The organism is Prochlorococcus marinus subsp. pastoris str. CCMP1986 (assembly GCF_000011465.1).
GTDB classification, from domain to species: Bacteria; Cyanobacteriota; Cyanobacteriia; order PCC-6307; family Cyanobiaceae; genus Prochlorococcus_A; species Prochlorococcus_A pastoris.
The window spans coordinates 1459569-1483002 of the sequence record NC_005072.1 but is presented as its reverse complement, the minus strand read 5'-3'; the positions used below and the strand labels follow the sequence as shown (position 1 = coordinate 1483002).

Annotated in this window: 31 protein-coding genes and 1 tRNA gene; 28 read left to right on the top strand and 4 right to left on the bottom strand. The window is 34.2% G+C overall.

The window, feature by feature from the left end:
* From rpsQ to prfA, 21 genes are all read left to right on the top strand, one after another.
* Positions 1 to 267: a 30S ribosomal protein S17 gene (gene rpsQ, locus TX50_RS08295; protein WP_011133177.1), complete on the top strand. Its 267-nt coding sequence runs from the start codon at positions 1 to 3 to the stop codon at positions 265 to 267.
* On the top strand, positions 264 to 629 hold the full coding sequence (rplN, locus tag TX50_RS08290) for a 50S ribosomal protein L14 (RefSeq protein WP_011133176.1): 366 nt from the start codon (positions 264 to 266) through the stop codon (positions 627 to 629). The genes rpsQ and rplN overlap by 4 nt, the downstream gene beginning before the upstream one ends.
* Complete coding sequence (gene rplX, locus TX50_RS08285; protein ID WP_011133175.1) at positions 630 to 986, top strand: 50S ribosomal protein L24; 357 nt, start codon at positions 630 to 632, stop codon at positions 984 to 986.
* Between the two features lie 75 nt (positions 987 to 1061).
* Positions 1062 to 1598 carry a 50S ribosomal protein L5 gene (gene rplE, locus TX50_RS08280; protein ID WP_011133174.1) on the top strand — a complete coding sequence of 179 codons (537 nt, stop codon included), beginning with the start codon at positions 1062 to 1064 and terminating at the stop codon, positions 1596 to 1598.
* A gap of 10 nt (positions 1599 to 1608) precedes the next feature.
* Positions 1609 to 2010, top strand: coding sequence for a 30S ribosomal protein S8 (gene rpsH, locus TX50_RS08275; protein ID WP_011133173.1), 402 nt, complete (start codon positions 1609 to 1611; stop codon positions 2008 to 2010).
* A 12-nt stretch (positions 2011 to 2022) separates the two neighbouring features.
* Positions 2023 to 2562, top strand: a complete 540-nt coding sequence (rplF, locus tag TX50_RS08270; protein WP_011133172.1) for a 50S ribosomal protein L6 — start codon at positions 2023 to 2025, stop codon at positions 2560 to 2562.
* A 14-nt stretch (positions 2563 to 2576) separates the two neighbouring features.
* Positions 2577 to 2945 (top strand): 50S ribosomal protein L18, encoded by a 369-nt coding sequence (gene rplR, locus TX50_RS08265; protein WP_011133171.1) that lies wholly within the window; start codon positions 2577 to 2579, stop codon positions 2943 to 2945.
* A 15-nt stretch (positions 2946 to 2960) separates the two neighbouring features.
* Positions 2961 to 3581, top strand: a complete 621-nt coding sequence (gene rpsE, locus TX50_RS08260) for a 30S ribosomal protein S5 (RefSeq protein ID WP_011133170.1) — start codon at positions 2961 to 2963, stop codon at positions 3579 to 3581.
* 4 nt (positions 3582 to 3585) lie between these two features.
* Complete coding sequence (rplO, locus tag TX50_RS08255; RefSeq protein ID WP_011133169.1) at positions 3586 to 4044, top strand: 50S ribosomal protein L15; 459 nt, start codon at positions 3586 to 3588, stop codon at positions 4042 to 4044.
* Between the two features lie 30 nt (positions 4045 to 4074).
* A complete protein-coding gene (secY, locus tag TX50_RS08250; protein WP_011133168.1) occupies positions 4075 to 5394 on the top strand; it encodes a preprotein translocase subunit SecY in 1320 nt (439 codons plus the stop codon).
* Entirely contained in the window at positions 5394 to 5948 is a 555-nt protein-coding gene (locus TX50_RS08245) for an adenylate kinase (RefSeq protein WP_011133167.1), read from the top strand. The genes secY and TX50_RS08245 overlap by 1 nt, the downstream gene beginning before the upstream one ends.
* A gap of 38 nt (positions 5949 to 5986) precedes the next feature.
* Complete coding sequence (gene rpmJ, locus TX50_RS09335; protein WP_011133166.1) at positions 5987 to 6103, top strand: 50S ribosomal protein L36; 117 nt, start codon at positions 5987 to 5989, stop codon at positions 6101 to 6103.
* Positions 6104 to 6148: 45 nt separating this feature from the next.
* A complete protein-coding gene (rpsM, locus tag TX50_RS08240) occupies positions 6149 to 6514 on the top strand; it encodes a 30S ribosomal protein S13 (RefSeq protein WP_011133165.1) in 366 nt (121 codons plus the stop codon).
* Positions 6515 to 6562: 48 nt separating this feature from the next.
* Positions 6563 to 6955, top strand: a complete 393-nt coding sequence (gene rpsK / locus TX50_RS08235) for a 30S ribosomal protein S11 (RefSeq protein ID WP_011133164.1) — start codon at positions 6563 to 6565, stop codon at positions 6953 to 6955.
* 46 nt (positions 6956 to 7001) lie between these two features.
* A complete protein-coding gene (locus TX50_RS08230; protein WP_011133163.1) occupies positions 7002 to 7940 on the top strand; it encodes a DNA-directed RNA polymerase subunit alpha in 939 nt (312 codons plus the stop codon).
* A gap of 15 nt (positions 7941 to 7955) precedes the next feature.
* Positions 7956 to 8306 carry a 50S ribosomal protein L17 gene (gene rplQ / locus TX50_RS08225; RefSeq protein ID WP_011133162.1) on the top strand — a complete coding sequence of 117 codons (351 nt, stop codon included), beginning with the start codon at positions 7956 to 7958 and terminating at the stop codon, positions 8304 to 8306.
* Positions 8307 to 8343: 37 nt separating this feature from the next.
* The gene (gene truA, locus TX50_RS08220; RefSeq protein WP_011133161.1) at positions 8344 to 9150 is read left to right on the top strand and encodes a tRNA pseudouridine(38-40) synthase TruA; all 807 of its coding nucleotides are present in this window, start codon (positions 8344 to 8346) and stop codon (positions 9148 to 9150) included.
* 116 nt (positions 9151 to 9266) lie between these two features.
* Complete coding sequence (gene rplM / locus TX50_RS08215) at positions 9267 to 9698, top strand: 50S ribosomal protein L13 (protein ID WP_011133160.1); 432 nt, start codon at positions 9267 to 9269, stop codon at positions 9696 to 9698.
* A 9-nt stretch (positions 9699 to 9707) separates the two neighbouring features.
* The gene (gene rpsI / locus TX50_RS08210) at positions 9708 to 10118 is read left to right on the top strand and encodes a 30S ribosomal protein S9 (protein ID WP_011133159.1); all 411 of its coding nucleotides are present in this window, start codon (positions 9708 to 9710) and stop codon (positions 10116 to 10118) included.
* A 13-nt stretch (positions 10119 to 10131) separates the two neighbouring features.
* Positions 10132 to 10392: a 50S ribosomal protein L31 gene (gene rpmE / locus TX50_RS08205; protein WP_011133158.1), complete on the top strand. Its 261-nt coding sequence runs from the start codon at positions 10132 to 10134 to the stop codon at positions 10390 to 10392.
* Between the two features lie 34 nt (positions 10393 to 10426).
* Positions 10427 to 11521 (top strand): peptide chain release factor 1, encoded by a 1095-nt coding sequence (gene prfA / locus TX50_RS08200; protein WP_011133157.1) that lies wholly within the window; start codon positions 10427 to 10429, stop codon positions 11519 to 11521.
* 6 nt (positions 11522 to 11527) lie between these two features.
* On the opposite strand, the gene TX50_RS08195 is transcribed toward prfA, so the two are convergent.
* Positions 11528 to 12085: an HNH endonuclease gene (locus tag TX50_RS08195; protein ID WP_036930691.1), complete on the bottom strand. Its 558-nt coding sequence runs from the start codon at positions 12083 to 12085 to the stop codon at positions 11528 to 11530.
* A gap of 29 nt (positions 12086 to 12114) precedes the next feature.
* On the opposite strand from TX50_RS08195, the gene alr reads away from it, so the two are divergent.
* Together alr and TX50_RS08185 are read left to right on the top strand one after the other, a co-directional pair.
* Positions 12115 to 13302: an alanine racemase gene (gene alr / locus TX50_RS08190; protein WP_011133155.1), complete on the top strand. Its 1188-nt coding sequence runs from the start codon at positions 12115 to 12117 to the stop codon at positions 13300 to 13302.
* Positions 13303 to 13363: 61 nt separating this feature from the next.
* A tRNA-Ser gene (locus tag TX50_RS08185) sits at positions 13364 to 13452 on the top strand.
* A gap of 22 nt (positions 13453 to 13474) precedes the next feature.
* Here TX50_RS08185 and TX50_RS08180 read toward each other — a convergent pair.
* Both TX50_RS08180 and cobJ read right to left on the bottom strand, forming a co-directional pair.
* Positions 13475 to 14278 carry a TIGR01548 family HAD-type hydrolase gene (locus TX50_RS08180; RefSeq protein ID WP_011133154.1) on the bottom strand — a complete coding sequence of 268 codons (804 nt, stop codon included), beginning with the start codon at positions 14276 to 14278 and terminating at the stop codon, positions 13475 to 13477.
* Between the two features lie 97 nt (positions 14279 to 14375).
* Positions 14376 to 16196 (bottom strand): precorrin-3B C(17)-methyltransferase, encoded by a 1821-nt coding sequence (gene cobJ, locus TX50_RS08175; protein ID WP_011133153.1) that lies wholly within the window; start codon positions 16194 to 16196, stop codon positions 14376 to 14378.
* 341 nt (positions 16197 to 16537) lie between these two features.
* On the opposite strand from cobJ, the gene psaA reads away from it, so the two are divergent.
* The 3 genes from psaA (at position 16538) to TX50_RS08160 (ending at position 22171) form a co-directional block, all read left to right on the top strand.
* Positions 16538 to 18841: a photosystem I core protein PsaA gene (psaA, locus tag TX50_RS08170; RefSeq protein WP_011133152.1), complete on the top strand. Its 2304-nt coding sequence runs from the start codon at positions 16538 to 16540 to the stop codon at positions 18839 to 18841.
* Positions 18842 to 18869: 28 nt separating this feature from the next.
* Positions 18870 to 21098, top strand: a complete 2229-nt coding sequence (psaB, locus tag TX50_RS08165) for a photosystem I core protein PsaB (RefSeq protein WP_011133151.1) — start codon at positions 18870 to 18872, stop codon at positions 21096 to 21098.
* Positions 21099 to 21208: 110 nt separating this feature from the next.
* Positions 21209 to 22171 carry a glycosyltransferase family 2 protein gene (locus TX50_RS08160; RefSeq protein WP_011133150.1) on the top strand — a complete coding sequence of 321 codons (963 nt, stop codon included), beginning with the start codon at positions 21209 to 21211 and terminating at the stop codon, positions 22169 to 22171.
* Between the two features lie 4 nt (positions 22172 to 22175).
* On the opposite strand, the gene TX50_RS08155 is transcribed toward TX50_RS08160, so the two are convergent.
* Entirely contained in the window at positions 22176 to 22445 is a 270-nt protein-coding gene (locus TX50_RS08155; protein ID WP_225866758.1) for a hypothetical protein, read from the bottom strand.
* Positions 22446 to 22654: 209 nt separating this feature from the next.
* Here TX50_RS08155 and TX50_RS08150 point away from each other — a divergent pair, with 209 nt between their 5' ends.
* Positions 22655 to 22768 carry a photosystem I reaction center subunit VIII gene (locus TX50_RS08150; RefSeq protein ID WP_011133148.1) on the top strand — a complete coding sequence of 38 codons (114 nt, stop codon included), beginning with the start codon at positions 22655 to 22657 and terminating at the stop codon, positions 22766 to 22768.
* 29 nt (positions 22769 to 22797) lie between these two features.
* Complete coding sequence (locus tag TX50_RS08145; protein ID WP_011133147.1) at positions 22798 to 23397, top strand: photosystem I reaction center protein subunit XI; 600 nt, start codon at positions 22798 to 22800, stop codon at positions 23395 to 23397.
* Positions 23398 to 23434 lie beyond the last annotated feature (37 nt).

Sequence of the window (23434 nt, the reverse complement as noted above, 5' to 3'; positions counted from 1 at the left end):
ATGGCACTTAAAGAAAGAATTGGTACTGTTGTAAGCGACAAAATGGACAAAACAGTTGTTGTTGCCGTAATCAATAGATACCCACATCCAACTTATAAAAAGATTGTAAGTAAAACTACTCGTTACAAGGCACATGATCCAGAAAACTCATGTGTTTTGGGAGATCGAGTTAAAATTAAAGAAACAAGACCACTAAGTGCTCATAAAAGATGGGCAATAGAGGAAATTCTAAATAAAACAATAATGAGTAAGGAGGATAAAAAATGATTCAACAGGAAACTTACTTAACTGTTGCTGATAACAGTGGAGCTAAAAGACTTCAATGCATAAGAGTGCTGGGTTCAAATAGAAGATATGCACATGTGGGAGATGTTGTCGTTGCATCAGTAAAAGACGCATTGCCAAATATGGGGGTTAAAAAATCAGATGTCGTTAAAGCAGTTATTGTTAGGACAAGACATACTTTAAGAAGAAATACAGGGAACTCAATTCGTTTTGATGATAATGCAGCCGTTTTGATTAATGAAGATAAAAATCCAAAAGGTACAAGAGTATTTGGTCCAGTAGCAAGGGAATTACGAGATAAGAACTTTACAAAGATCGTTTCTTTAGCTCCGGAGGTTATTTAAATGTTGGACTCACTTAAACAAAAGAAAAACTTCAAAAGAATAAAAATGAGAATTAAAACAGGAGACTTAGTCAAAGTTATTAACGGTAAAGAAAAAGGTAAAACTGGTGAAGTTTTAAAAACTATCCCCCTAGAGAATAGAGTAGTTGTGAAGGGAGTAAATCTTAGAACAAAACATGTAAAACCATCTCAAGAAGGTGAAAGTGGGAGAATATTGACAGAAGAAGCATCATTACATGCTTCTAATGTAATGTTTTTTTCAAAGGATAAAAATCTAATAAGTAAAATAGAATATTTTATTGATAAAGAGGGAGTTAAAAAAAGGAGATTAAAAAAAACTGGTGAATTAATTGATTAAATTCTTCATCAAAAACGAGATTTCAATTTTCTTATTACACAATTCTGACAAAGACCAGAATTAATTACAAAAATCATGACTCTTAAAACTCGCTACAAAGAAGCAATAAGACCAAAGCTTTTAAAAGACCTTGGTCTTAAAAATATTCATCAAGTACCCAAGGTTATTAAAGTTAACGTAAATAGAGGTCTTGGAGAAGCTGCTTCAAATTCAAAGGCTTTAGAGGCCTCTTTAAATGAAATGGCAACTATTACGGGACAAAAAGCTTTAGTTACAAGATCCAAAAAAGCAATTGCTGGCTTTAAAATAAGGGAGGGAATGGCAATTGGCTGTACAGTTACCCTTAGGGGAGATAGGATGTATTCTTTTTTAGAAAGATTTATAAATCTAGCCTTACCAAGAATTAGAGACTTCAGAGGTGTTAATCCAAAAAGCTTTGATGGAAGAGGTAATTATACTTTAGGAGTAAAAGAGCAATTGATATTTCCTGAAATTTCATTTGATAAAATAGATTCCATTAGAGGAATGGACATAACAATCGTAACCAGCGCCTCAACCGATCAAGAGGGTAAAGCTCTCTTGAAAGAGCTAGGAATGCCTTTTAGTAATTAACCTTATAAACATGTCAAATCACGATCCTATTTCAGATATGCTTACTCGTATAAGAAATGCGAGTCAAAAAAAGCATACATCCACCGCAATCCCAGCCTCCAAAATGTCTCTTAGCATAGCTAAAGTTCTGCAAAAAGAAGGCTTCATAACTGATATTAATGAGGAAGGTGAGGGTTACAAGTCTCAAATCGTTTTAGGACTTAAATATAGTGGTAAAAATAAATTTCCTACTATCAGATCCATGCAAAGAGTAAGTAAGCCTGGATTGAGAGTTTATAAAAATACAAAGGGCTTACCAAAAGTTCTTGGGGGTCTTGGAGTTGCTATAGTATCAACTTCAAAGGGTGTAATGAGTGACCGTGACGCAAGGAAACAAGGCATCGGTGGCGAAGTTCTTTGTTATGTTTATTAAGAGGTATTAATTATGTCAAGAATAGGAAAATCTCCAGTACAAATACCAGAAAAGGTATCTGTTGATATTAAGGGATTAAGCATTACCGTAAAGGGTCCAAAAGGTGAACTCAAAAGACTAATGCCTGAAGGTGTAAATTTTGATCAGAAAGAAAATCAGATTGTTGTTACTCCAGCAACTACGAAAAGATATTCAAGGGAAAGGCATGGTCTATGTAGAACATTGATTTCAAATATGGTTCAAGGAGTTACTGAAGGCTACGAAAAGAAATTGGAAATAGTGGGTGTTGGATCTAGGGCTCAAGTGAAAGGAAAAAATTTAGTAGTAAGTGCTGGATATAGTCATCCAGTAGAAATGACCCCCCCCGATGGTATAACATACAAAGTTGAAAGTAATACCAATGTAACTGTATCTGGAATTGATAAAGAAATTGTTGGAAATGAAGCAGCAAAAATCAGATCAATCAGACCTCCAGAACCCTATAAAGGTAAAGGTATCAAATACCAAGATGAGAGAATCATCAGAAAAGCTGGTAAATCCGGCAAAAAATAATTGCTTTAAAAATCATGGCTAAAATTTCAAGGAAACTTCAAACTCAAAAAAGGCATAAAAGATTAAGGCGTTACCTAATCGGTAGTACCGCACGCCCAAGATTAGCTGTTTTCCGTTCAAATAATCATATTTATGCCCAAGTTATTGACGACGATGCACAACAAACTATATGTTCTGCTTCTACAGTAGATAAAGAACTTAAGGAAGATAAAGAAAAACTCTCTTCTAACTGCAGCTCTTCTTCAATTGTTGGTAAGTTATTAGCTAAAAGAGCAATGAAGAAAGGTGTTAAAGAAGTAATTTTTGATAGAGGTGGGAATCTATATCATGGCAGAGTTAAAGCTCTTGCAGATGCGGCCCGTGATGCAGGCTTGAATTTCTAAATATTTATTTTTATCATGACAGACACTCCAACAAAACAAGAAAATCAGTCAAAGACTGAGAATCCACCCTCATCTAATGCTAATGAACAGAGGAGAGGTAATCGTAATAATGATCGAAAGAGAAATCGAAGAGGTGACTCTAAAAATGAGAGGGATTCTGAGTGGCAAGAAAGAGTTGTTCAAATTAGAAGAGTATCTAAAACAGTAAAAGGTGGTAAAAAAATGAGTTTTAGAGCAATTGTTGTTGTTGGGAATGAGAAAGGACAAGTAGGAGTAGGAGTAGGGAAGGCAGGAGATGTTATAGGAGCAGTAAGGAAAGGAGTCTCAGACGGTAAAAAACATCTTGTTAGAGTTCCTTTAACTCCGAATAATTCTATACCTACTTTATCTAAAGGGAGAGATGGAGCAGCGAATGTACTTATTAGACCTGCTGCACCTGGTACGGGTGTAATTGCTGGTGGGTCAATTAGGACAGTTTTAGAATTAGCAGGTATTAAAAACGTCTTAGCTAAAAGATTAGGTAGTAAAACTCCCTTGAATAATGCGAGAGCTGCAATGGTGGCTCTTTCTCAATTAAGAACCCACAAATCTGCCTCTAGAGAGAGAGGTATTTCTCTTGAACAGCTTTACTCTTAAAATTATGACTTCAACTTTAAATACACTAAAATCAAACACAGGTTCAAGAAAGAAAAAATTAAGAAAAGGTAGAGGTATCGCGGCAGGGCAGGGAGCTTCTTGTGGTTTTGGTATGAGAGGACAGAAATCTCGATCCGGTAGACCTACAAGACCTGGATTCGAAGGTGGTCAAATGCCCCTTTACAGAAGAGTTCCCAAGTTAAAGCATTTTGAAATTATTAATCAAAAAAATTTTTCAATAGTTAATTTAAGCAAATTAAGTGAATTCAAAGAAAGTGAAGTTGTCAATATAGATTCGCTTGTGAAAAAAAAGTTGTTATTTAAGCCGAAATTTCCTCTCAAAATTTTAGGTAATGGAGAAGTTAAAGTGAAATTAAAAGTTCAAGCTCATGCATTCACTAAAGTTGCTAAGGAAAAAATAGAAGCTGCAGGTGGATCTTGCGAAATTATTAATAATAAATAAATTTACTCATAAATTTAATTTTATTTGCCGATGTTAATTAACAAAAGTAGAAATCCTAGTGCTTCAGAAATAGTCACTCAATTATTTTTAAATAAAGAGTTAAGGAATCGAGTTTTAACAACTTTAGGTCTTCTGCTTTTGGTCCGACTGGGTATTTATATACCAATGCCTGGAATTGATAGAGTTGCGTTTAAAAGTTTTATTGACCAGGGTGGTCAATTAATTGGTTTTCTAGATATTTTTACTGGAGGAGGAATTTCAACCTTAGGAATATTTGCACTTGGAATTTTACCATTTATTAATGCTTCAATTATTATTCAACTTTTGACTGCTTCATTACCTGTCCTTGAAGATTTGCAAAAAAATGAGGGTGAAGCAGGTAGAAGAAAAATCGCTCAGATTACCAGATATGTTTCTTTGGGATGGGGTTTTTTACAAAGTATAATATTCTCGTTAATTCTTAGACAGTATGCAATCGAGGGTATAAGTGAAACCGCTTTTGTTTTGCAAACATCTATTGCCCTTGTGACAGGCTCAATGATAGTAATGTGGTTTAGTGAAATTATTACGGAGAAAGGAATAGGTCAAGGAGCCTCATTAGTGATCTTCTTAAATATTGTTGCAACCTTGCCAAAAGCTTTGAGTTCAACTATTGAAAAAGCACAAACTGGCGATCGTGGAGATGTTCTAGGTATAGCTGTTTTACTCGGAGTCTTTTTACTAACAATCGTAGGAATAATTTTTGTTCAAGAGGGAGCAAGACGCATACCAATTGTTAGTGCAAAAAGACAGATAGGTAATTCTTCATTACTTCCAACAAGACAAAGTTATTTGCCATTAAAGTTGAATGCTGGAGGGGTCATGCCAATTATCTTTGCATCTGCCTTGATATTTTTACCAATAACAGTTGCAAATGTTACCGGGAATCCAATTCTAATTAAAATAGCTGGTAGTTTAAATCCGGGTTCTTCCAATCCATGGCCATATGCATTAACATTTTTTGCTTTAATTTTAGGTTTCTCATACTTTTATGCCTCTCTTACCATTAATCCAGTAGATGTAGCATCTAATTTAAAAAAGGGAGGAGTTGCTATTCCTGGAGTAAGACCTGGTTCTAATACAGCAAATTACTTGTCAGGTATTCAAAATAGGCTGACACTATTAGGAGGATTATTTTTAGGTTCAGTAGCAATAATTCCTGCGGCTGTGGAAAGAGCAACTAATGTTCAAACTTTTCAAGGTTTAGGAGCCACTTCTCTATTGATTCTTGTAGGAGTTGCTATCGATACGGCTAAACAAATTCAAACTTATGTTATTTCTCAGAGGTATGAGGGATTAGTTAATAATTAATGAAAAAACATTTACTATTTTTAGGACCACCCGGAGCAGGTAAAGGAACTCAAGCTGCCCTTTTGAGTGCAGCCAACTCTTATTTACATTTATCTACTGGAGAATTATTAAGAAAAGAAATTGATTTGGATACTGATTTGGGTAAACAAGTAAAAGATATTATGAATAGAGGGGAACTTGTAAGTGATCAATTAGTTTTAGAAATTGTAAAAAAAAATTTGGATAAGGATAATAATGGTTGGATTTTAGATGGTTATCCTAGAAATTTGTCTCAAGTGAATTCTCTTAATGATGTATTGATTAATATAAATCAACCTTTAGAAATCGTATTTTATTTAGATATACCAGACGAAGTTTTAATAAAGCGTTTACTTATTAGGGGTAGAAAAGATGATAATGAAAAAACTATTAAAACAAGATTAAAAATTTATAAGGAAACTACAGAGCCATTGATTGAATACTATAAAGATCTCGCCTTATTAGAAAATATCAAGGCTGATGGTGATCTAAAAACAATTTCTGCTGATATAAAACAAAAAATGGCTTGTCGATGATGTACAATATGGAATTAACATTTTAATGAGAAAACCTTATGAAGGTTAGAGCCTCAGTAAAAAAAATGTGTGACAAATGTCGTGTTATTCGTAGACATGGCAGGGTAATGGTTATTTGCACCGCTAGCCCTAGACACAAACAGCGTCAAGGTTAATCTTTGACGAAATTTAATTAAAAACCTTTTACTAATTCGAAACAAGTGGCCAGGATTGCAGGAATTGACATACCTCGTGAAAAACGAGTTGAAATTGCACTTACATACATCTATGGAGTTGGTCTAACAAGATCAAAATTAATCCTTTCAAATACAGGAGTTAATCCTGATATTCGTGTCAAAGATTTATCAGATAGTGATGTACAGAAATTGAGAGGTGCTACAGAAGACTTTACTGTAGAGGGTGATTTACGTAGGAAAGAGGGTATGGCGATGAAACGCTTGCAAGATATTGGTTGTGTTAGAGGGAGAAGGCATAGAATGAGTCTTCCTGTAAGAGGTCAAAGAACAAGAACAAATGCTAGAACGAGAAGAGGCTCAAGAAAAACAGTTGCTGGAAGAAAAAAATAATTAATTAATTATAAAAAAATGACACTAAATTTATTTATCTAAATTGTTATGGCAGCTCCAGTAAAAAAAACAGGTTCAAAGAAATCAAAGAAAAATGTACCAAATGGCGTAGTACATATTCAAAGTACCTTTAATAACACTATCGTATCTATCACTGATACTTCGGGCCATGTAATTTCTTGGTCTTCTGCAGGAGCAAGTGGATTCAAAGGTGCTCGAAAAGGGACTCCATTTGCTGCTCAAACAGCTGCCGAAGCCGCGGCTAAAAGAGCTCTTGATCAAGGCATGAGACAAATAAAAGTATTAGTTAGAGGCCCTGGCTCAGGTAGGGAAACCGCCATAAGAGCTTTACAAGTGGCCGGTTTAGAAATAACTCTAATAAGAGATGTAACTCCATTACCTCATAATGGATGCAGAAGACCTAAACGTAGACGCGTTTAGAACTTAACCCCCCCCCCCCCCCCAAACTTTCAACCTTTTTTTTTCCGTGTTGCAATACCAGATTGACAGAATCGATCATCAAATATCAGATGATCGCTCCCAAACAGGAACATTTTTAATTGGCCCCTTAGAAAGAGGACAAGCTACAACTCTCGGTAATTCTTTAAGAAGAGTTCTTATGGGAGGACTTGAAGGTAGTGCTGTTACAGCTGTAAGAATTTCAGGAATTAATCACGAATATGCCACTATCCCAGGAGTTAGAGAAGACGTTTTAGATATTCTTTTAAATTGTAAGCAACTTTCTATTAATAGTTCCAACCCAGAGACTGAGATTGGGAGGTTAGTAGTTAATGGCCCAATGGAAGTAAAGGCAAACGACATACAATTTTCTTCTCAAGTTGAAATAGTTGATGGTGAAAAACCTATCGCAACTATTCAAGAGGGACATAATCTAGAGCTAGAAATTCATGTAGAAAGAGGGGTTGGTTATAGACCTGTAGATCGAAGAAATCAAGAAACTACTGCTATAGACTTGCTTCAGATTGATGCTGTTTTTATGCCTGTAAAAAGAGTTAACTTCACAATAGATGAAACTGCTGTTGCAGAAGGAGCAACAGGTAGAGAAAGATTAACAATGGAAGTTGTTACAGATGGTTCCACAAGCCCTGATGATGCAATTGCTGAAGCAGCAAACCAGTTAATTGAACTCTTTCAGCCCCTAGCAACCGTTACAATGGTTGAAGAAATACCTGAAGAACCAGAACCTTCTCCTGAAGCTCAAATTCCATTAGAAGAACTAAACTTGTCCGTTAGAGCTTATAATTGTTTGAAGAGAGCACAAGTTAATTCTGTTTCAGATTTAATGGGATTCAGTTACGAAGATCTTTTAGAAATTAAGAACTTCGGCTCGAAATCTGCAGATGAGGTTATTGAAGCTCTTGAACGAATAGGAATTTCAATTCCACAAAGCAGGACATCTGTTTAACAAACTATTGAGATTATGAGACATCAACTTAGGGTTCCTCTTTTAAGTAAACCAGCTGATCAAAGAAAAGCTCTTCTTAGAGCTTTAACTACTCAACTTATTCGAGAAGGTAGAATAACTACTACCAAAGCAAGAGCTAAAGCTTTAAGAAATGAGGCGGAAAGAATGATCTCCTTAGCAAAGGAGGGTACTTTATCTGCTAGAAGAAGAGCTCTTGGTTACATTTATGATAAAAAGTTAGTTCACTCACTATTTGAAAAAGCTCAAGAAAGATATGGAGAGAGAAACGGTGGTTATACCCGAATCGTCAGAACTGTTGCTAGAAAAGGTGATAATGCACAAATGGCTATTATTGAACTAGTTTGAAGATAGAAAAATAAAACTGGAAAATATAAAATAACTTTTGAAAAGAGTAGCTTTAGTTATCCAATATGATGGATCTTATTTTTCAGGTTGGCAAAGACAGAAAAATGCAATAAGTGTTCAAGAGACAATAGAAAATTGCCTATTTAAAATATCAAATCAAATTATAAAAACATTTGCTTCAGGAAGAACAGACGCTGGAGTTCACGCTTCTGGGCAAGTAATTCATTTTGATATTGATTTCTTAATACCAATTGATCGTTATGCAGATGTATTAAATAGTAGATTACCTCATACAATTAGAATCTTAGAATCAGTAGAAGTAAAAAGTAGCTGGCATGCTTGCTATTCTGCAGTTTATAGACATTATCGATACGTAATAAATAATAATAAGATACCTAATTTGTTTTTAAATAAGTGGTCTTGGCATAGATATCAGAAATATCTTGATGAGGTTTCAATGTCAATTGCTTTAGATGGAATGATTGGAGAGCATGATTTTTTTGCTTTTCAAAAGAGTGGAAGTAATAGATCAACTTCAGTGACAACAATAAAAGATATAAAATTAGAAAGGACTGAGGATTTGATATTGATAGATATAAAAGCTACAGGATTTCTTTATGGAATGGTACGTTCAATAGTGGGTCAACTTGTTTTAGTAGGAGAAAAGAAAATAACGCCAGATATCTTTAAAGATAGATGGGTTTTAAAAAAGAAACATGATGTTCGAGAGTCAGCGCCAGCCAAAGGTTTATGTTTCGTAAATTCTGTATACGAAGAAAATATTTTTAAAAGGATTAATAAAAATGATCTTTTCCCGAAATTTGTAATTAGAGGTTACTCCTAGCTTGGAAGATTTTATAAACTTAAATAATATATTTAGATAATCAAAATAATTGTTTATTACTCCTTCAATAAGGTAGAATTTAAAATTGATAAAATTTATTCAAGTAAAATTTATAAATGAATAAAACTATTACTCCCTCTATAGAAACTATCGAACGAAATTGGTTTTTAGTTGATGCTAAAGATAAGACACTTGGCAGGCTTTCTACAGAAATAGCTGCTGTTTTGAGAGGAAAGAATAAACCAACATTTACCCCTCATTTAGACACAGGTGATTTTGTTATCGTTGTTAATGCCGAAAAAGTAGAGGTAACAGGTAAAAAAGCATCACAGAAATTATACAGAAGACATTCTGGTAGACCAGGAGGAATGAAAGTTGAAAAATTTGAATCACTTCAAGAAAGGATTCCTGAGAGAATAATTGAGCAAGCTGTTAAAGGAATGCTTCCTCATAATTCATTGGGAAGGCAGCAATTCAAGAAATTAAAAGTTTATAAAGGTTCAGATCATCCTCATGCTGCACAAAATCCTGTATTATTAAATAGTTAAACTCTAACAATGAATAGTCAAGTAAAAAACAAAGCAGTTTATTGGGGTACTGGAAGAAGAAAAACTTCTGTGGCAAGAGTTCGTTTAATTCCCGGCAATGGACAAATTAAAATAAATGGTCGTTCTGGTGATGATTACTTAAACTTCAACCCATCACACTTAAATTCAGTTAAAGCACCTTTGCTAACTTTAGGCCTTGAAAATTCATACGATATTTTTGTAAATGTTTTTGGTGGTGGTTTAACAGGGCAAGCAGATGCTATCAAGCAAGGAGCAGCTAGAGCTCTTTGTGGTTTATCTCCAGATAACAGGAAGCCTTTAAAAACAGAAGGACACCTTAGTCGAGACCCTAGATCAAAAGAAAGAAAAAAATATGGTCTTAAAAAAGCTAGGAAAGCTGGTCAATTCTCTAAACGTTAAAACATCTTTTATTATGCCTAAATCAGAAATTCATCCTAAATGGTATCCAGATGCAAAAGTTATTTGTAATGGAGAAGTCGTAATGACAACAGGTTCAACTAAGCCTGAATTACATGTTGATGTTTGGAGTGGGAATCATCCTTTCTTTACTGGCACTCAAAAAATACTTGATACTGAGGGTAGAGTTGATAGGTTCATGAAAAAGTATGGAATGGGTTCAGCCGATTCAGCTACTTCAAAAGAAACAAAAGAATCTAAAAAATCAGATAAATAAAAATTTACTAATCAAAATTTAAGCAAATTTTCAATTGGAATATACAACATTAATTGCAAGGTTGAAAAATGCATCAGAAAGTTTTGTTAATTTGGAAATGCAGTTGGCTGACCCCGATATTGCAAATAACCCTAAAAAACTAGAATCAATAGCAAGAGAAAGAGCCAAGCTGGAACCTTTGGTTTTAGATTTTAATCAATTACTTGATACTGATAAAGAAATTGGAGACTCTAAACAATTACTTAAAGAGAATAGAAATGATAAAGATATGGAATCATTGATTAATGAAGAATTATTTAGTCTAGAAGATCTTAAGAATCAACTTATTGAAAAATTAACAATTGCTTTATTACCCAAAGATCCACGAGATGAAAGAAGTGTAATGTTGGAAATTAGAGCTGGTGCAGGAGGAAATGAAGCTTGTATTTGGGCCGGTGATCTAGCAAGAATGTATGAAAGATATGGACAAAAGATTGGTTGGACAGTAAAACCTATTAGTGCTTCTGAATCAGATATGGGAGGATTTAAAGAATTAGTTATTTCTGTAAAAGGAGATTCTGTTTATAGTCAATTGAAATTTGAGGCAGGTGTTCATAGAGTTCAAAGAGTCCCAGCAACTGAATCTCAAGGCAGAGTTCATACTTCTACTGCAACAGTTGCGGTTATGCCTGAGGCTGATCCAGTAGAAGTTAAGATTGATCCAACTGAGATAGAAATTGGTACGGCTAGATCAGGTGGTGCTGGAGGTCAAAATGTTAATAAGGTAGAGACTGCTATTGATCTAATTCATAAGCCAACAGGTATCAGAGTATTTTGTACACAAGAAAGATCTCAGCTACAAAATCGTGAGCGAGCTATGGAAATTCTAAGAGCTAAGTTATATGAGATTCAATTAAAAGAAGCTAATGCTAAGGAAAGGTCACAAAGGCTAATGCAAGTTGGAAGTGGAGATAGAAGCGAAAAAATTAGAACTTATAACTTTAAGGATAATAGAACTACTGATCATAGGTTGGGATCCAATTTTGCATTAGAGCCGATTCTGGCAGGACAATTAGATGATGTTATTTATGCTTGTTTAGCACAAGAACAAAAAAGGATGCTAGAAGATTTTAATGAGAATGAAAATTAATTAATTTTAAGCAGCTAACCCAATCACATATTTACTCCATTCTTTATGTTTTCCAGAGTCTATTTGTCTAGTGGCTTCAAAATTTAGATTACTTAATGGACGATATGGCTTTCGTTTTAAAGGCATATTTGCTTCTTCGGGAGTCCTATTACCTTTTTGAACATTACATCTAAGGCATGCAGTTGTTACATTTTCCCAGTTGTCAGTTCCACCTCTGCTTCGTGGTAAAACATGATCTATCGATAAATCACTACCTCTGTGGTTACAATATTGACATGAATTATTGTCTCTAAGAAGTATATTTTTTCTTGTAAGTGCGACTTCTCTGAAGGGAACTTTAACGTAGTAGCGAAGCCTAATAACAGTAGGAAGGTTTTGCCCAGAATGTATGGCATATGATTGATCTTCTTCTAAACTTTCAGCTTTACCTTTGATCATTAAAATTACAGCTCTTCGCCAAGAAGTAATGTTTAAAGGTTCATAAGATGCATTTAAAACAAGAGTCTGGCCCATGCCAAAAATCAATTTACATGTCATGCTAGCGGTATATTTAAATAAGCGCATATAATCGCTTAATCATTAATTCAAATTCTTTGAATAATCGAAAAATTAATTTTGATACTCTTCCAAGTTTTGAAGGAGAAATAGATCCAACTCAAAGAGCTTGGATAGAAGTCAGTGGTAAAGCAATAGAGTCAAACGTAAGGCAATTAAGATCAAAATTAAAAAATAATTGTGAATTTATGGCAGTTGTCAAAGCTGATGGATATGGACATGATGCAAAAGTTGTATCTGAAAAAGCGATTAAAGGTGGCGCTTCTCAATTAGGAGTAGCAACCTTAAAGGAGGGTATAAAGCTTCGTTCTTTTGGGATAAATGCCCCAATTCTTGTACTTGGTAATCTTTATACGAAAAAAGATTTATTAATATGTTTTAGAAATGATTTGATGCCAACTATTAGTACATTTAGGGAGTGTTTGATTTGTAATAACATTGGAAAGAGTAATAATTTAAAATTCTCGTTGCATCTAAAAGTTGATACTGGGATGTCAAGATTAGGATTTGAATGTGATCAGTTTGTTCAACAATTTAATAATATTAAATCACTTGAAAATATTGCTGTTAAGGGAATATATAGTCATCTCGCCTGCGCAGATGAAAAGAATGCTTTGAATCCTAAAAGCAGCACTCAATTACAAAAAGAAAAATTTCAAGAATTATTGAAAATTATTGATATTGATAATACACAAAATATTAAGATTCATCTTGCTAATTCTGCTGGCATGGTTCTTGGCAAAGATTTTCATTTTGATATGGTACGCGTTGGCCTTTCTATGTATGGCTATGACCCATCAGTAAATATAAATGAAAATTTATTTCTTAAACCTGCTTTATTTTTAAAGGCTAAAGTGACTTTTGTTCGAACTATTGAAAAAGGTATTGGAGTCAGTTATGGAAATAAATTTGTTAGTGATAGAAAAACAAAGTTAGCAGTTTTAAGTATTGGTTATGCTGATGGCATCATTAGAAATTTATCTGGCAAAATAAGTTTGATTCATAATAAAAGACTTTATCCTCAAGTTGGATCTATAACAATGGATCAAATGATGGTAGATATTACAGACTCAAATGATATTGAAGTTGGTAGTACCATGCTACTACTAGGATCTGAAGGAGATAAATCAATTTCTCCGATTGACTGGGCAGATAAATGTAATAGCATTCCTTGGGAAATTCTTTGCTCTTTTAAAAATAGATTACCAAGAGTCCAAGTTGATTAGACATTTCGATTAAATAAATAATTTTGAATGTTTGCTCAAAAATTGATAATGTAGAAGAACTGGAGAGGTGGCTGAGTGGTTGAAAGCGGCTCCCTGCTAAGGAGTTACAGGAGGTAACTTTTGTCGAGGGTTCGAATCCCTCCCTCTCCGTAATTATTTATAAGAATTATTTTTATTCTTGGAATTTTTTAAAAAAATCAATATCTATATTTTTAAGATCATTTACTGTATTTAGAATTAAATCAGCTCCTGCCTCTTTAAGTTTTGATTCATACGAAATACGTTCTTTCATCCTAGATTCTAAATGGAGATGAGGAGGGGCTACTCCAATGCTTATAAATTTTTGACTTGGAATTCTTTTTTTTGCATTAGAAACTGTATTGATATCAGCAATTGTGTCACCTAAATAAGCAATGGGTACATTTGCATAACCCAAACTACTTTCGGAAAGCTTGCTTGCTAATTCAAGAAAACCTTGAGGATCTGGCTTATCAGGAGCATCACCCATTGCTATTAAGGGGGGAGATATTAATTTAAGTCTATTTTCTAAAACAAATTTGGCAGATGCAGATTCAGCTCCACTTACAAATCCCCAAATAATTCCATTGGCACTTAATGTAGAAAAAAATTCTTTTTCCACTAGCAACTCCTCATTTTTTATAAAACCTGACCAGTCATTACTATCTTTATTTGGATTCCCACCAAAGTAGAAGCCTTCAAAACATAGAATTATATCTTCTCTTTGAGGTGGTTTAAGTTTTAGATTCTTACTTTTAATATGCCTCTTTATCAGTTCTAAACTTAAATCCCAATCGTTATTCCAGATACCTTCGTTTTTTGCATTATCTATATCTCGATAGCTAGGCTCCCAGCCGCAAAATCGATAAACTGTTTTTTTTAGTGAGAGCCTATAACTATTCTCTACGCTTCGTATAACACCATCTATATCAAATAAAATTACACCAATATTATTCAAGGAATTAATCTAGATACTATTTATTAAACATTAATATTCTCTTGCAAAAAAAGCAAAAACAAAATATTCAATAATCAATATAAGATGGAGTTTCAAATTACTTTTTTAAATATCCTCTTGGAGTTAAAAATATTTCATCAACCAAAGTAGTTTTAGAATTACCAATGATTATTATTGATAGCATATCTATATCCTGTAAAGGAATACTATCTAAACTAAAAAAGCTCTTGGATTGATTTTCCCTACCTACTTGTCTTCCTACTAAGACTGGAGTATTTCCTGGTCTATATCCTAGGCATAATTCTATAGCTCTTTTCAATTGCCAATTTCTTTCAAGTGATTGTGGATTGAAAATGGCAATTACAAAGTCTCCTAATAAAGCACCTGCAATTCTTTTTTCTATAGTTTCCCAAGGGGTTAACTTATCACTCAAGCTGATTGAACAGAAGTCATTCATTAATGGGGCTCCACCAATTGCTGCAGCCAACTGCATGCTACTTATTCCTGGATGTACTTCAAATGAAGGCCTAATATCTTTATGAACTTTTTGAATTAATTCTAAAAGTAGGCCAGCCATCCCATAAAAACCTGCATCGCCAGAGGATATTAGTGCTACTTTGATTCCCTCTTCAGCAAGTTTTATAGCTTTCTCACATCTCTCTTTCTCTTCAGTAAGATTGCTTTCAATCATTACTTGGTCTTTTCTTTTAAGAGGTTTAATTAGATCCAAATACATTTTGTATCCAATCCAAATAGAACATTTTGATAAAGCTTTTCTAGCATCATTTGTTAAATAGGAAATATCTCCTGGCCCACTACCAACAACATGAATCTCACCAGTTAATGGGGAATATTGATTTTTAGATTCAGAGACTGCAATAGTTACTGCGCCAAAAGTACTTTTTGAAGAATCGATACTTTTAAAAATTTTCTTTTCTTTCAATAGTTTTGAACCTTGTCCTGCAGCGATCATGCAAGATGCCTCAGCAACTGAAGGTGTACCAATTTCATTGAGAACTACATTCGATGGGTTTGGGGTATTAATTGAAGAGAGCTCTTCAGATGTAAAAAATTTTATAGGTAAATTTTTTTCTTTCGAGATCTCTAAAATTGCCTTCTCATCTTTTTTTAAATCAACAGTTGCAAAACCTGCTATTGATAATGGAGATAAATTATTAGTGGCTAAAAAACTTTGTAAAGAGTCTTCAATTAATTCTTTGCTAGTATTTCGCTCACAACCTAAACCGATCCATAAAGTTGGAGGATGCCAAGTATTTTTATGATTATCGAATATAGATATATGAAAAATTGATTTCTTTTGCTCATAATCTTTGTCTGATAATTGAGTAATAGTATTTCCCACTTCAGAAGTTTTCCATAAATTGTTGCCTGATAATTGGCTACAAAAAATCTCTTTTTTATTAGCTTGCTTGATTACTAATTTTGACCAGTCCTTTATATCTCCAGATCTTTTCCATCCCCATTGATTTCCAAATGAGTCAATATTTAAGTAATTTTGATCAATTGAATTATTAGTCTCGATTATTTCACCACCGAATAAATTACATATTTGAAATGCAATATTTTGGATATTTGATTGATGTGCGCCAATTATAGGGATAATTTTTGATCCTTTTTTATCAATAACAATTACTCCAGGATCTTTATCTTTGGAAGATAATAAAGAATTGATAAGTCTAATAGAGGCGCCAACTGAGCCGACAAAGATAATTAACTCCAAGTTTCCCCACTTTTCTCTCAAAATTTGCCTAGGTTTCATAAACTTAACTGAGTCTTTTACATTTTTATCTTTATAGGATGAGCTTCCTATGAAAATCTCATTAATAAATTCAGTTTTTTTTAGTCTTTTTAAAATCTCTTTTGAAGTATCAGAAAAACCTATTGCAATACCTTTCAATTTAAGAAGTTCTCTTTATTATCAATTTAAAACTATATCTCTTCGCTGCAATTAAAAAAAATAAAAACGAAATATAAAAAAAAATTTAAGATTTATTTAATTGAAATGAGTAAATATACTTAGAACCTTGTTATGTAAAGGGATTCAATAGAAATATTGAAAAGTAACAATCAATGAAACATTTGTTACTTTCCTGCATGATCAAAGAATCTTTAGCCTATTATTTTTGGTAACGAAAATCTTAAGTTTTGATTTGCTCGTTCCTCATAAAGACTACTATTAATACGTAGGCTTTTGAGTGTGATAAATCTACTTAAGGGTCAATTATTTAGAGGTGCTAGATGACCATTAGCCCACCAGAAAGTGGAGAAAAAGACAAAAAGATTTTGGAATCCCCCGTCAAGGCTGATCCCAGACCTATTGATTTTGCCAAATTAGATAAACCAGGTTTCTGGTCTAGTAAATTATCCAAAGGTCCAAAAACCACAACTTGGATTTGGAATTTGCATGCAGATGCCCATGATTTTGATATACATACAGGAGATGCTGAAGAAGCTACAAGAAAAATATTCTCAGCTCATTTCGGACACCTTGCTGTTATTTTCATATGGATGAGCGCTGCATTTTTCCATGGAGCGAGATTTTCAAATTATTCAGGATGGTTAGCTGATCCTACTCATGTAAAACCTGGTGCTCAACAAGTTTGGGCAATAGTTGGGCAAGAAATGCTTAATGGTGATTTAGGTGCTAACTACAATGGAATTCAAATAAGTTCTGGAGTATTTCACATGTGGCGAGCATGGGGAATTACAAATGAAAGTGAATTAATGGCATTAGCTATTGGAGCAGTTGTAATGGCTGCATTAATGCTTCATGCAGGTATCTTCCATTATCATAAAGCCGCTCCAAAAATGGAATGGTTCCAAAATATAGAGTCAATGTTAAACCACCATATTGCTGGTTTAGTTGGCCTTGGATCACTTGCATGGGCAGGTCATTGTATACATATTGGTGCTCCGACAGCAGCACTGTTGGATGCAATTGATGCTGGTACACCTCTAGTTATTAATGGCAAAGAGATAGCAACAATTGCCGATATGCCAATGCCTCATCAGTTGTGTGATCCTCAAATAATTGCTCAAATTTTTCCAGGACTTGCAAGTGGTACTGGAAATTTCTTTAGCTTAAATTGGCTTGCTTTTTCAGATTTCCTAACTTTTAAAGGTGGTTTAAATCCTGTTACAGGAAGTCTATGGATGACTGATGTTTCACATCATCATTTAGCTTTTGGAGTTATTGCGATAATTGGTGGGCACATGTATAGAACTAACTATGGTATTGGCCATAGTATGAAAGAAATATTAGATTCTCAACAAGGGGATCCAATTTTATTCCCAGCACCTAAAGGGCATCAAGGACTCTTTGAATTTATGGCTGAAAGTAGACATGCACAGCTTTCTGTCAACTTAGCAATGCTCGGTTCTCTTAGTATCTTGATCTCTCATCATATGTATGCGATGCCTCCTTATCCATACATCGCGACTGATTACATGACTGTGCTTGGTTTGTTTACTCACCATATGTGGATAGGTGGATTATTTATTGTTGGAGCTGGAGCTCATGCGGGCATAGCGATGGTTAGAGATTACGATCCAGCTAAACATATAGATAATGTTTTAGATAGGATTTTAAAAGCAAGAGATGCGTTAATAAGTCACCTTAATTGGGTTTGTATGTGGTTAGGTTTCCATAGTTTTGGACTCTATATTCATAACGACACAATGAGAGCTTTAGGAAGACCTCAAGATATGTTTAGTGATTCTGCAATTCAACTTCAACCAATATTTGCTCAATGGGTTCAAAGTATTCAAGCTTCAGCCGTTGGGACTTCAATATTGGCCGGTACAGCTGAAGCCTTACCTCATAAAGCTATAAGTGAAGTATTTAACGGAAGTTTAGTTGAAGTAGGTGGAAAGGTTGCTATTGCTCCAATCCCCTTAGGAACTGCTGACTTGATGATTCATCATATTCATGCATTCCAAATACACGTAACAGTTTTAATTCTTCTTAAAGGTGTTCTGTATGCAAGAAGCTCACGATTGATTCCTGATAAAGCATCCTTAGGATTTAGATTCCCATGTGATGGCCCTGGTAGAGGAGGTACATGTCAAGTTTCTTCTTGGGACCATGTTTTCTTAGGACTCTTCTGGATGTATAACTGTTTATCAATTGTTATTTTCCATTTTTCTTGGAAGATGCAAAGCGATGTTTGGGGACTTACTGGAGGTAACTTCTCTCAAAGTGCCATTACTATTAATGGTTGGCTTAGAGACTTTTTATGGGCCCAATCTTCTCAGGTTTTGACAAGTTATGGTTCAGCTATAAGTATGTATGGCCTGATGTTTTTGGGAGCACACTTTATCTGGGCATTTAGCTTAATGTTCTTATTCAGCGGAAGAGGTTACTGGCAAGAACTATTTGAATCAATTGTTTGGGCTCATAACAAACTGAAAGTTGCTCCAACAATTCAACCAAGGGCACTATCAATTACTCAAGGTCGTGCAGTTGGTGTTACTCACTTCTTAGTGGGTGGTATTGCTACTACTTGGGCATTCTTCCATGCTCGCCTTTTCGGGCTTGGCTAAATAACCTGAACTTCTCCTTTTTAATACAATGGCAACAAAATTTCCATCATTTAACCAGGGTCTAGCTCAGGACCCTACAACTCGCCGAATATGGTACGGAATAGCTACTGCTCATGACTTTGAAAGTCATGATGGTATGACTGAAGAAAAGCTTTATCAAAAGTTATTTTCTACACATTTCGGACATCTAGCAATAATTGCCCTTTGGGTAGCCGGTAATCTTTTCCATATCGCTTGGCAAGGTAATTTTGAGCAATTTGTCCTTGATCCAACTCATGTTCGTCCTATAGCTCATGCTATTTGGGATCCTCATTTTGGATCAGGTATTACCGAAGCAATGACACAGGCAGGAGCCAGCGGACCTGTAAATATAGCTTATTCAGGCTTATATCATTGGTGGTACACAATTGGAATGAGAACTAATGAGCAACTGTTCCAAGCTTCAATTTTTATGAGTATCTTGGCTTGCTGGACCTTATTTGCTGGTTGGCTACATTTGCAACCAAAATTCAGACCATCTCTGGCATGGTTTAAAAACAACGAATCTAGATTAAATCATCATCTTGCCGTTTTATTTGGTTTTAGTAGTATCGCTTGGACAGGACATTTAGTTCACGTTGCAATTCCTGAATCTAGAGGTATTCATGTAGGTTGGGATAATTGGTTAACAGTTCTTCCTCATCCTGCAGGTTTAGCTCCTTTCTTTACACTTAACTGGGGAGCATATGCTCAGAATCCAGATACATTAGAGCAAGTATTTGGAACATCAGAGGGTGCTGGTACAGCAATATTTACTTTTTTAGGTGGACTTCATCCTCAAAGTGAAGCATTATGGTTAACTGATATAGCTCACCATCATATTGCAATAGGTACTGTATTTATAATTGCTGGACATATGTATAGAAATACGTTCGGTATTGGACATAGTTTAAAAGAAATCACAGAAGCACATAATACAAGACATCCACTTGATCCTCATAAAGGTAGTTTTGGAATTAATCATGATGGTATCTATGAAACTGTTACTAATTCTCTTCACTTTCAATTAGGCTTAGCTTTGGCTGCTCTTGGTGTTGCAACTTCATTAGTAGCTCAACATATGGGAGCTTTACCTTCTTATGCTTTTATTGCTAGAGATTACACCACACAGTCAGCTTTATATACCCATCATCAATACATAGCCATGTTCTTAATGGTTGGTGCTTTTGCTCATGGAGCAATATTCTTTGTCAGAGATTATGATCCTGAACTTAATAAAGATAATGTATTGGCTCGTGTATTAGGTACAAAAGAAGCTCTTATCAGTCATTTGAGTTGGGTCACTATGATCCTGGGTTTTCATACATTAGGAATATATGTTCATAATGACGTTGTTGTAGCTTTTGGAAATCCTGAAAAACAAATTTTGATCGAACCAGTATTCGCTCAGTTTGTTCAGGCAGCTCAAGGAAAGATGATGTATGGATTTAACGCACTTCTTTCGGATCCTACTAGTTCAGCAAGTCTGGCGGCAAACTCTTTGCCAGGAAACCATTACTGGATGGATTTAATTAATAGACAAGATGCATTAAGTGCTTTTTTACCAATTGGCCCAGCAGATTTCTTAGTTCATCATGCTATAGCTCTTGGACTTCATACAACTGCATTAATCCTTATTAAAGGAGCTTTAGATGCTAGAGGAACAAAACTAATTCCTGATAAGAAAGATTTGGGTTATGCATTCCCTTGTGATGGACCTGGTCGTGGAGGTACATGCGATAGTTCATCATGGGATGCCATGTATCTTGCAATGTTCTGGGCTTTGAACTTGATAGCATGGGTAACTTTCTACTGGCATTGGAAACATTTAGCCATATGGCAAGGTAATGTAGCTCAATTTAACGAGTCTGGGACTTATTTAATGGGTTGGTTTAGAGATTATCTTTGGTTAAACTCTGCTCAGCTAATTAATGGGTACAACCCTTTCGGTGTTAATTCACTTTCTGTCTGGGCTTGGATGTTCTTATTCGGTCATCTTGTATGGGCGACTGGATTCATGTTCTTGATATCTTGGAGAGGATACTGGCAAGAATTAATTGAGACATTAGTTTGGGCTCATCAGCGTACTCCAATAGCTAACCTTGTAGGTTGGAGAGATAAACCAGTTGCACTTTCAATTGTTCAAGCAAGACTAGTTGGACTGGCGCATTTTACAATTGGAAATATCCTTACTTTCGGAGCATTTGTAATAGCATCTACTTCAGGTAAGTTTGGATAAAGTTTTATCAAATAATTTAAATCACCACATTAGTGGTGATTTTTTTTGTTTAATTTTATTGTTCTAATTTAAGTTAAAATTATAAGATTATTAATCGCTATTCATATGACATGACAAATCCTAATCAGTTAATTTCTATTATTATTCCTGTTTTTAATGAAAGTGAGAGTATTGGATATTTATTAGATGAAGTTTTAAATGTGATGTCTTCTAATAAATTAAATTTTGAAATAGTTGTCGTAAATGATGGTTCTCAAGATAGTACTTCAAATGTATTGGATGAATTAACTATCAATATTAAGGAATTATCAGTCATTTCACTTCGAACCAATTACGGACAAACAGCCGCAATGGCGGCCGGTTTTGATAATTCTAATGGTGAAGTTGTAATTACTTTAGATGGAGACTTGCAAAATGATCCTAATGATATCCCTAAATTAATTTCACATATAAATGAAGGCTATGATTTAATTTGCGGATGGAGATACGATCGAAAAGATAAGTTAATTAATAGACGTATACCATCAAAAATTGCAAATAAGTTAATAGCCAATGTTACTGGTCTAAAATTGCATGATTATGGATGTTCACTAAAAGCTTTCAAAAAAGAGATTTTAGATGATATAAAATTATATGGAGAACTTCATAGGTTTTTGCCTGTATTAGCAAAAATTGAAGGAGCTAAAATTAAAGAAATTAAAGTCAACCATCGAAGTCGAAAATACGGTTCTAGTAAATATGGGATTGATAGAACGTTTAGGGTTTTAATGGATTTGCTTACAGTTTGGTTTATGACTAAATTTTTAACCAGACCAATGTATGGATTTGGTTTCGTTGGAATTATAAGCATTTTAGTTAGTCTTGGAATGACATCTTACTTATTTATTATCAAACTCCTAGGAAATGATATTGGCAATAGGCCGATGTTGATGTTTGCTTTGATATTAGGAATTGCTGGAGTTCAATTATTTAGTTTTGGATTATTGGGCGAACTATTAATTAGAACTTATCACGAGAGTCAAAATAGGCCAATTTATAGGATTAGAAAAATTCAAAGTATTTCTAATGAGTAAATCTTTACTTAAACTTTCTAATAAGAGCAGCTGAACGTTCAACTATCTGTAAATTCATTTCTTTTAAACCTTTTTTGAGAATTGGCAATGTAGATTTATCTGCTAATTCTTCTGCTAAATTTAAGGCTTTCAATTTGTCTTCTGCTGAACCTTTAAAAAGGCTATTCATTTTTTCTTTTAGTTTTCTTTTGTAAAACTCTGAGTACTTATTAGCGCTATTTTGATTATGATTAATTTTTTCTGAAGAGGTAATTATATTATTTTCATTACACATTTCTTTAATTGGATATAATTTCTTTTTATTAAAAGCATTAAATATATTTTTTTTCTTGAAAATTACTATAAAAAATATTATTAAAATGATGAGAACAATTGAGAAAAAATTTAGCATATATAAAGTTAATAATTTTTATATCATCCAGTAATAAAAGTTACACTATTTGTCCTTTAAATACTAAAGTGTTCAAAGATCTTTAGTAGATTATGCCATCTGATTTTTCAACGTTCTTACCATCAATCTTTGTCCCATTGATTGGTCTAGTAACCCCAGCAGTATTTCTTGTATTAATTGGAAGATTGATTACAGCTACTGATTAAATAAATTAAAAATTACACTTTTATTAAAAATGAGCGACTTTCAAAAATCATTCTCAGAATCAACAAGTTCTATTAAATTTGATGAAAAATATATAGATAATTCTGTTCAGCCAAATGACATTGGTATTGCAAATCAATGGGCTGTAAAACCAGTTTCAGATCCATGTGTTGGAAATCTTGCAACACCTGTTAATAGTGGTTACTTTACAAAGGCATTTATTAATAATTTACCTTTTTATAGAGAAGGGATTTCTCCAAATTTCAGAGGTTTAGAAACTGGAGCAGCATTTGGATATCTTTTATATGGTCCATTTTCTATGACTGGTCCGTTAAGAAATTCTGATTTCGCATTAACAGCAGGATTACTTGCAACAATAGGTGCTGTGCACATATTGACAGGGCTTTTGGTTCTTTATAATGCTCCAGGAAAAGCTCCTAATGTTCAACCTCCAGATGCCACAGTATATAATCCTCCTGCAGACTTGTTTACTAGAACAGGCTGGGCCGATTTTACAAGCGGGTTTTGGTTAGGTGGTTGTGGTGGTGCTGTGTTTGCATGGCTTCTTGTAGGAACTCTCCATTTAGATACCATAATGCCAATTGTTAAAAATATTTGGACTACTGGTTGATTTCATTATCTAACTAGAGATACTTTCAATAGTTAGT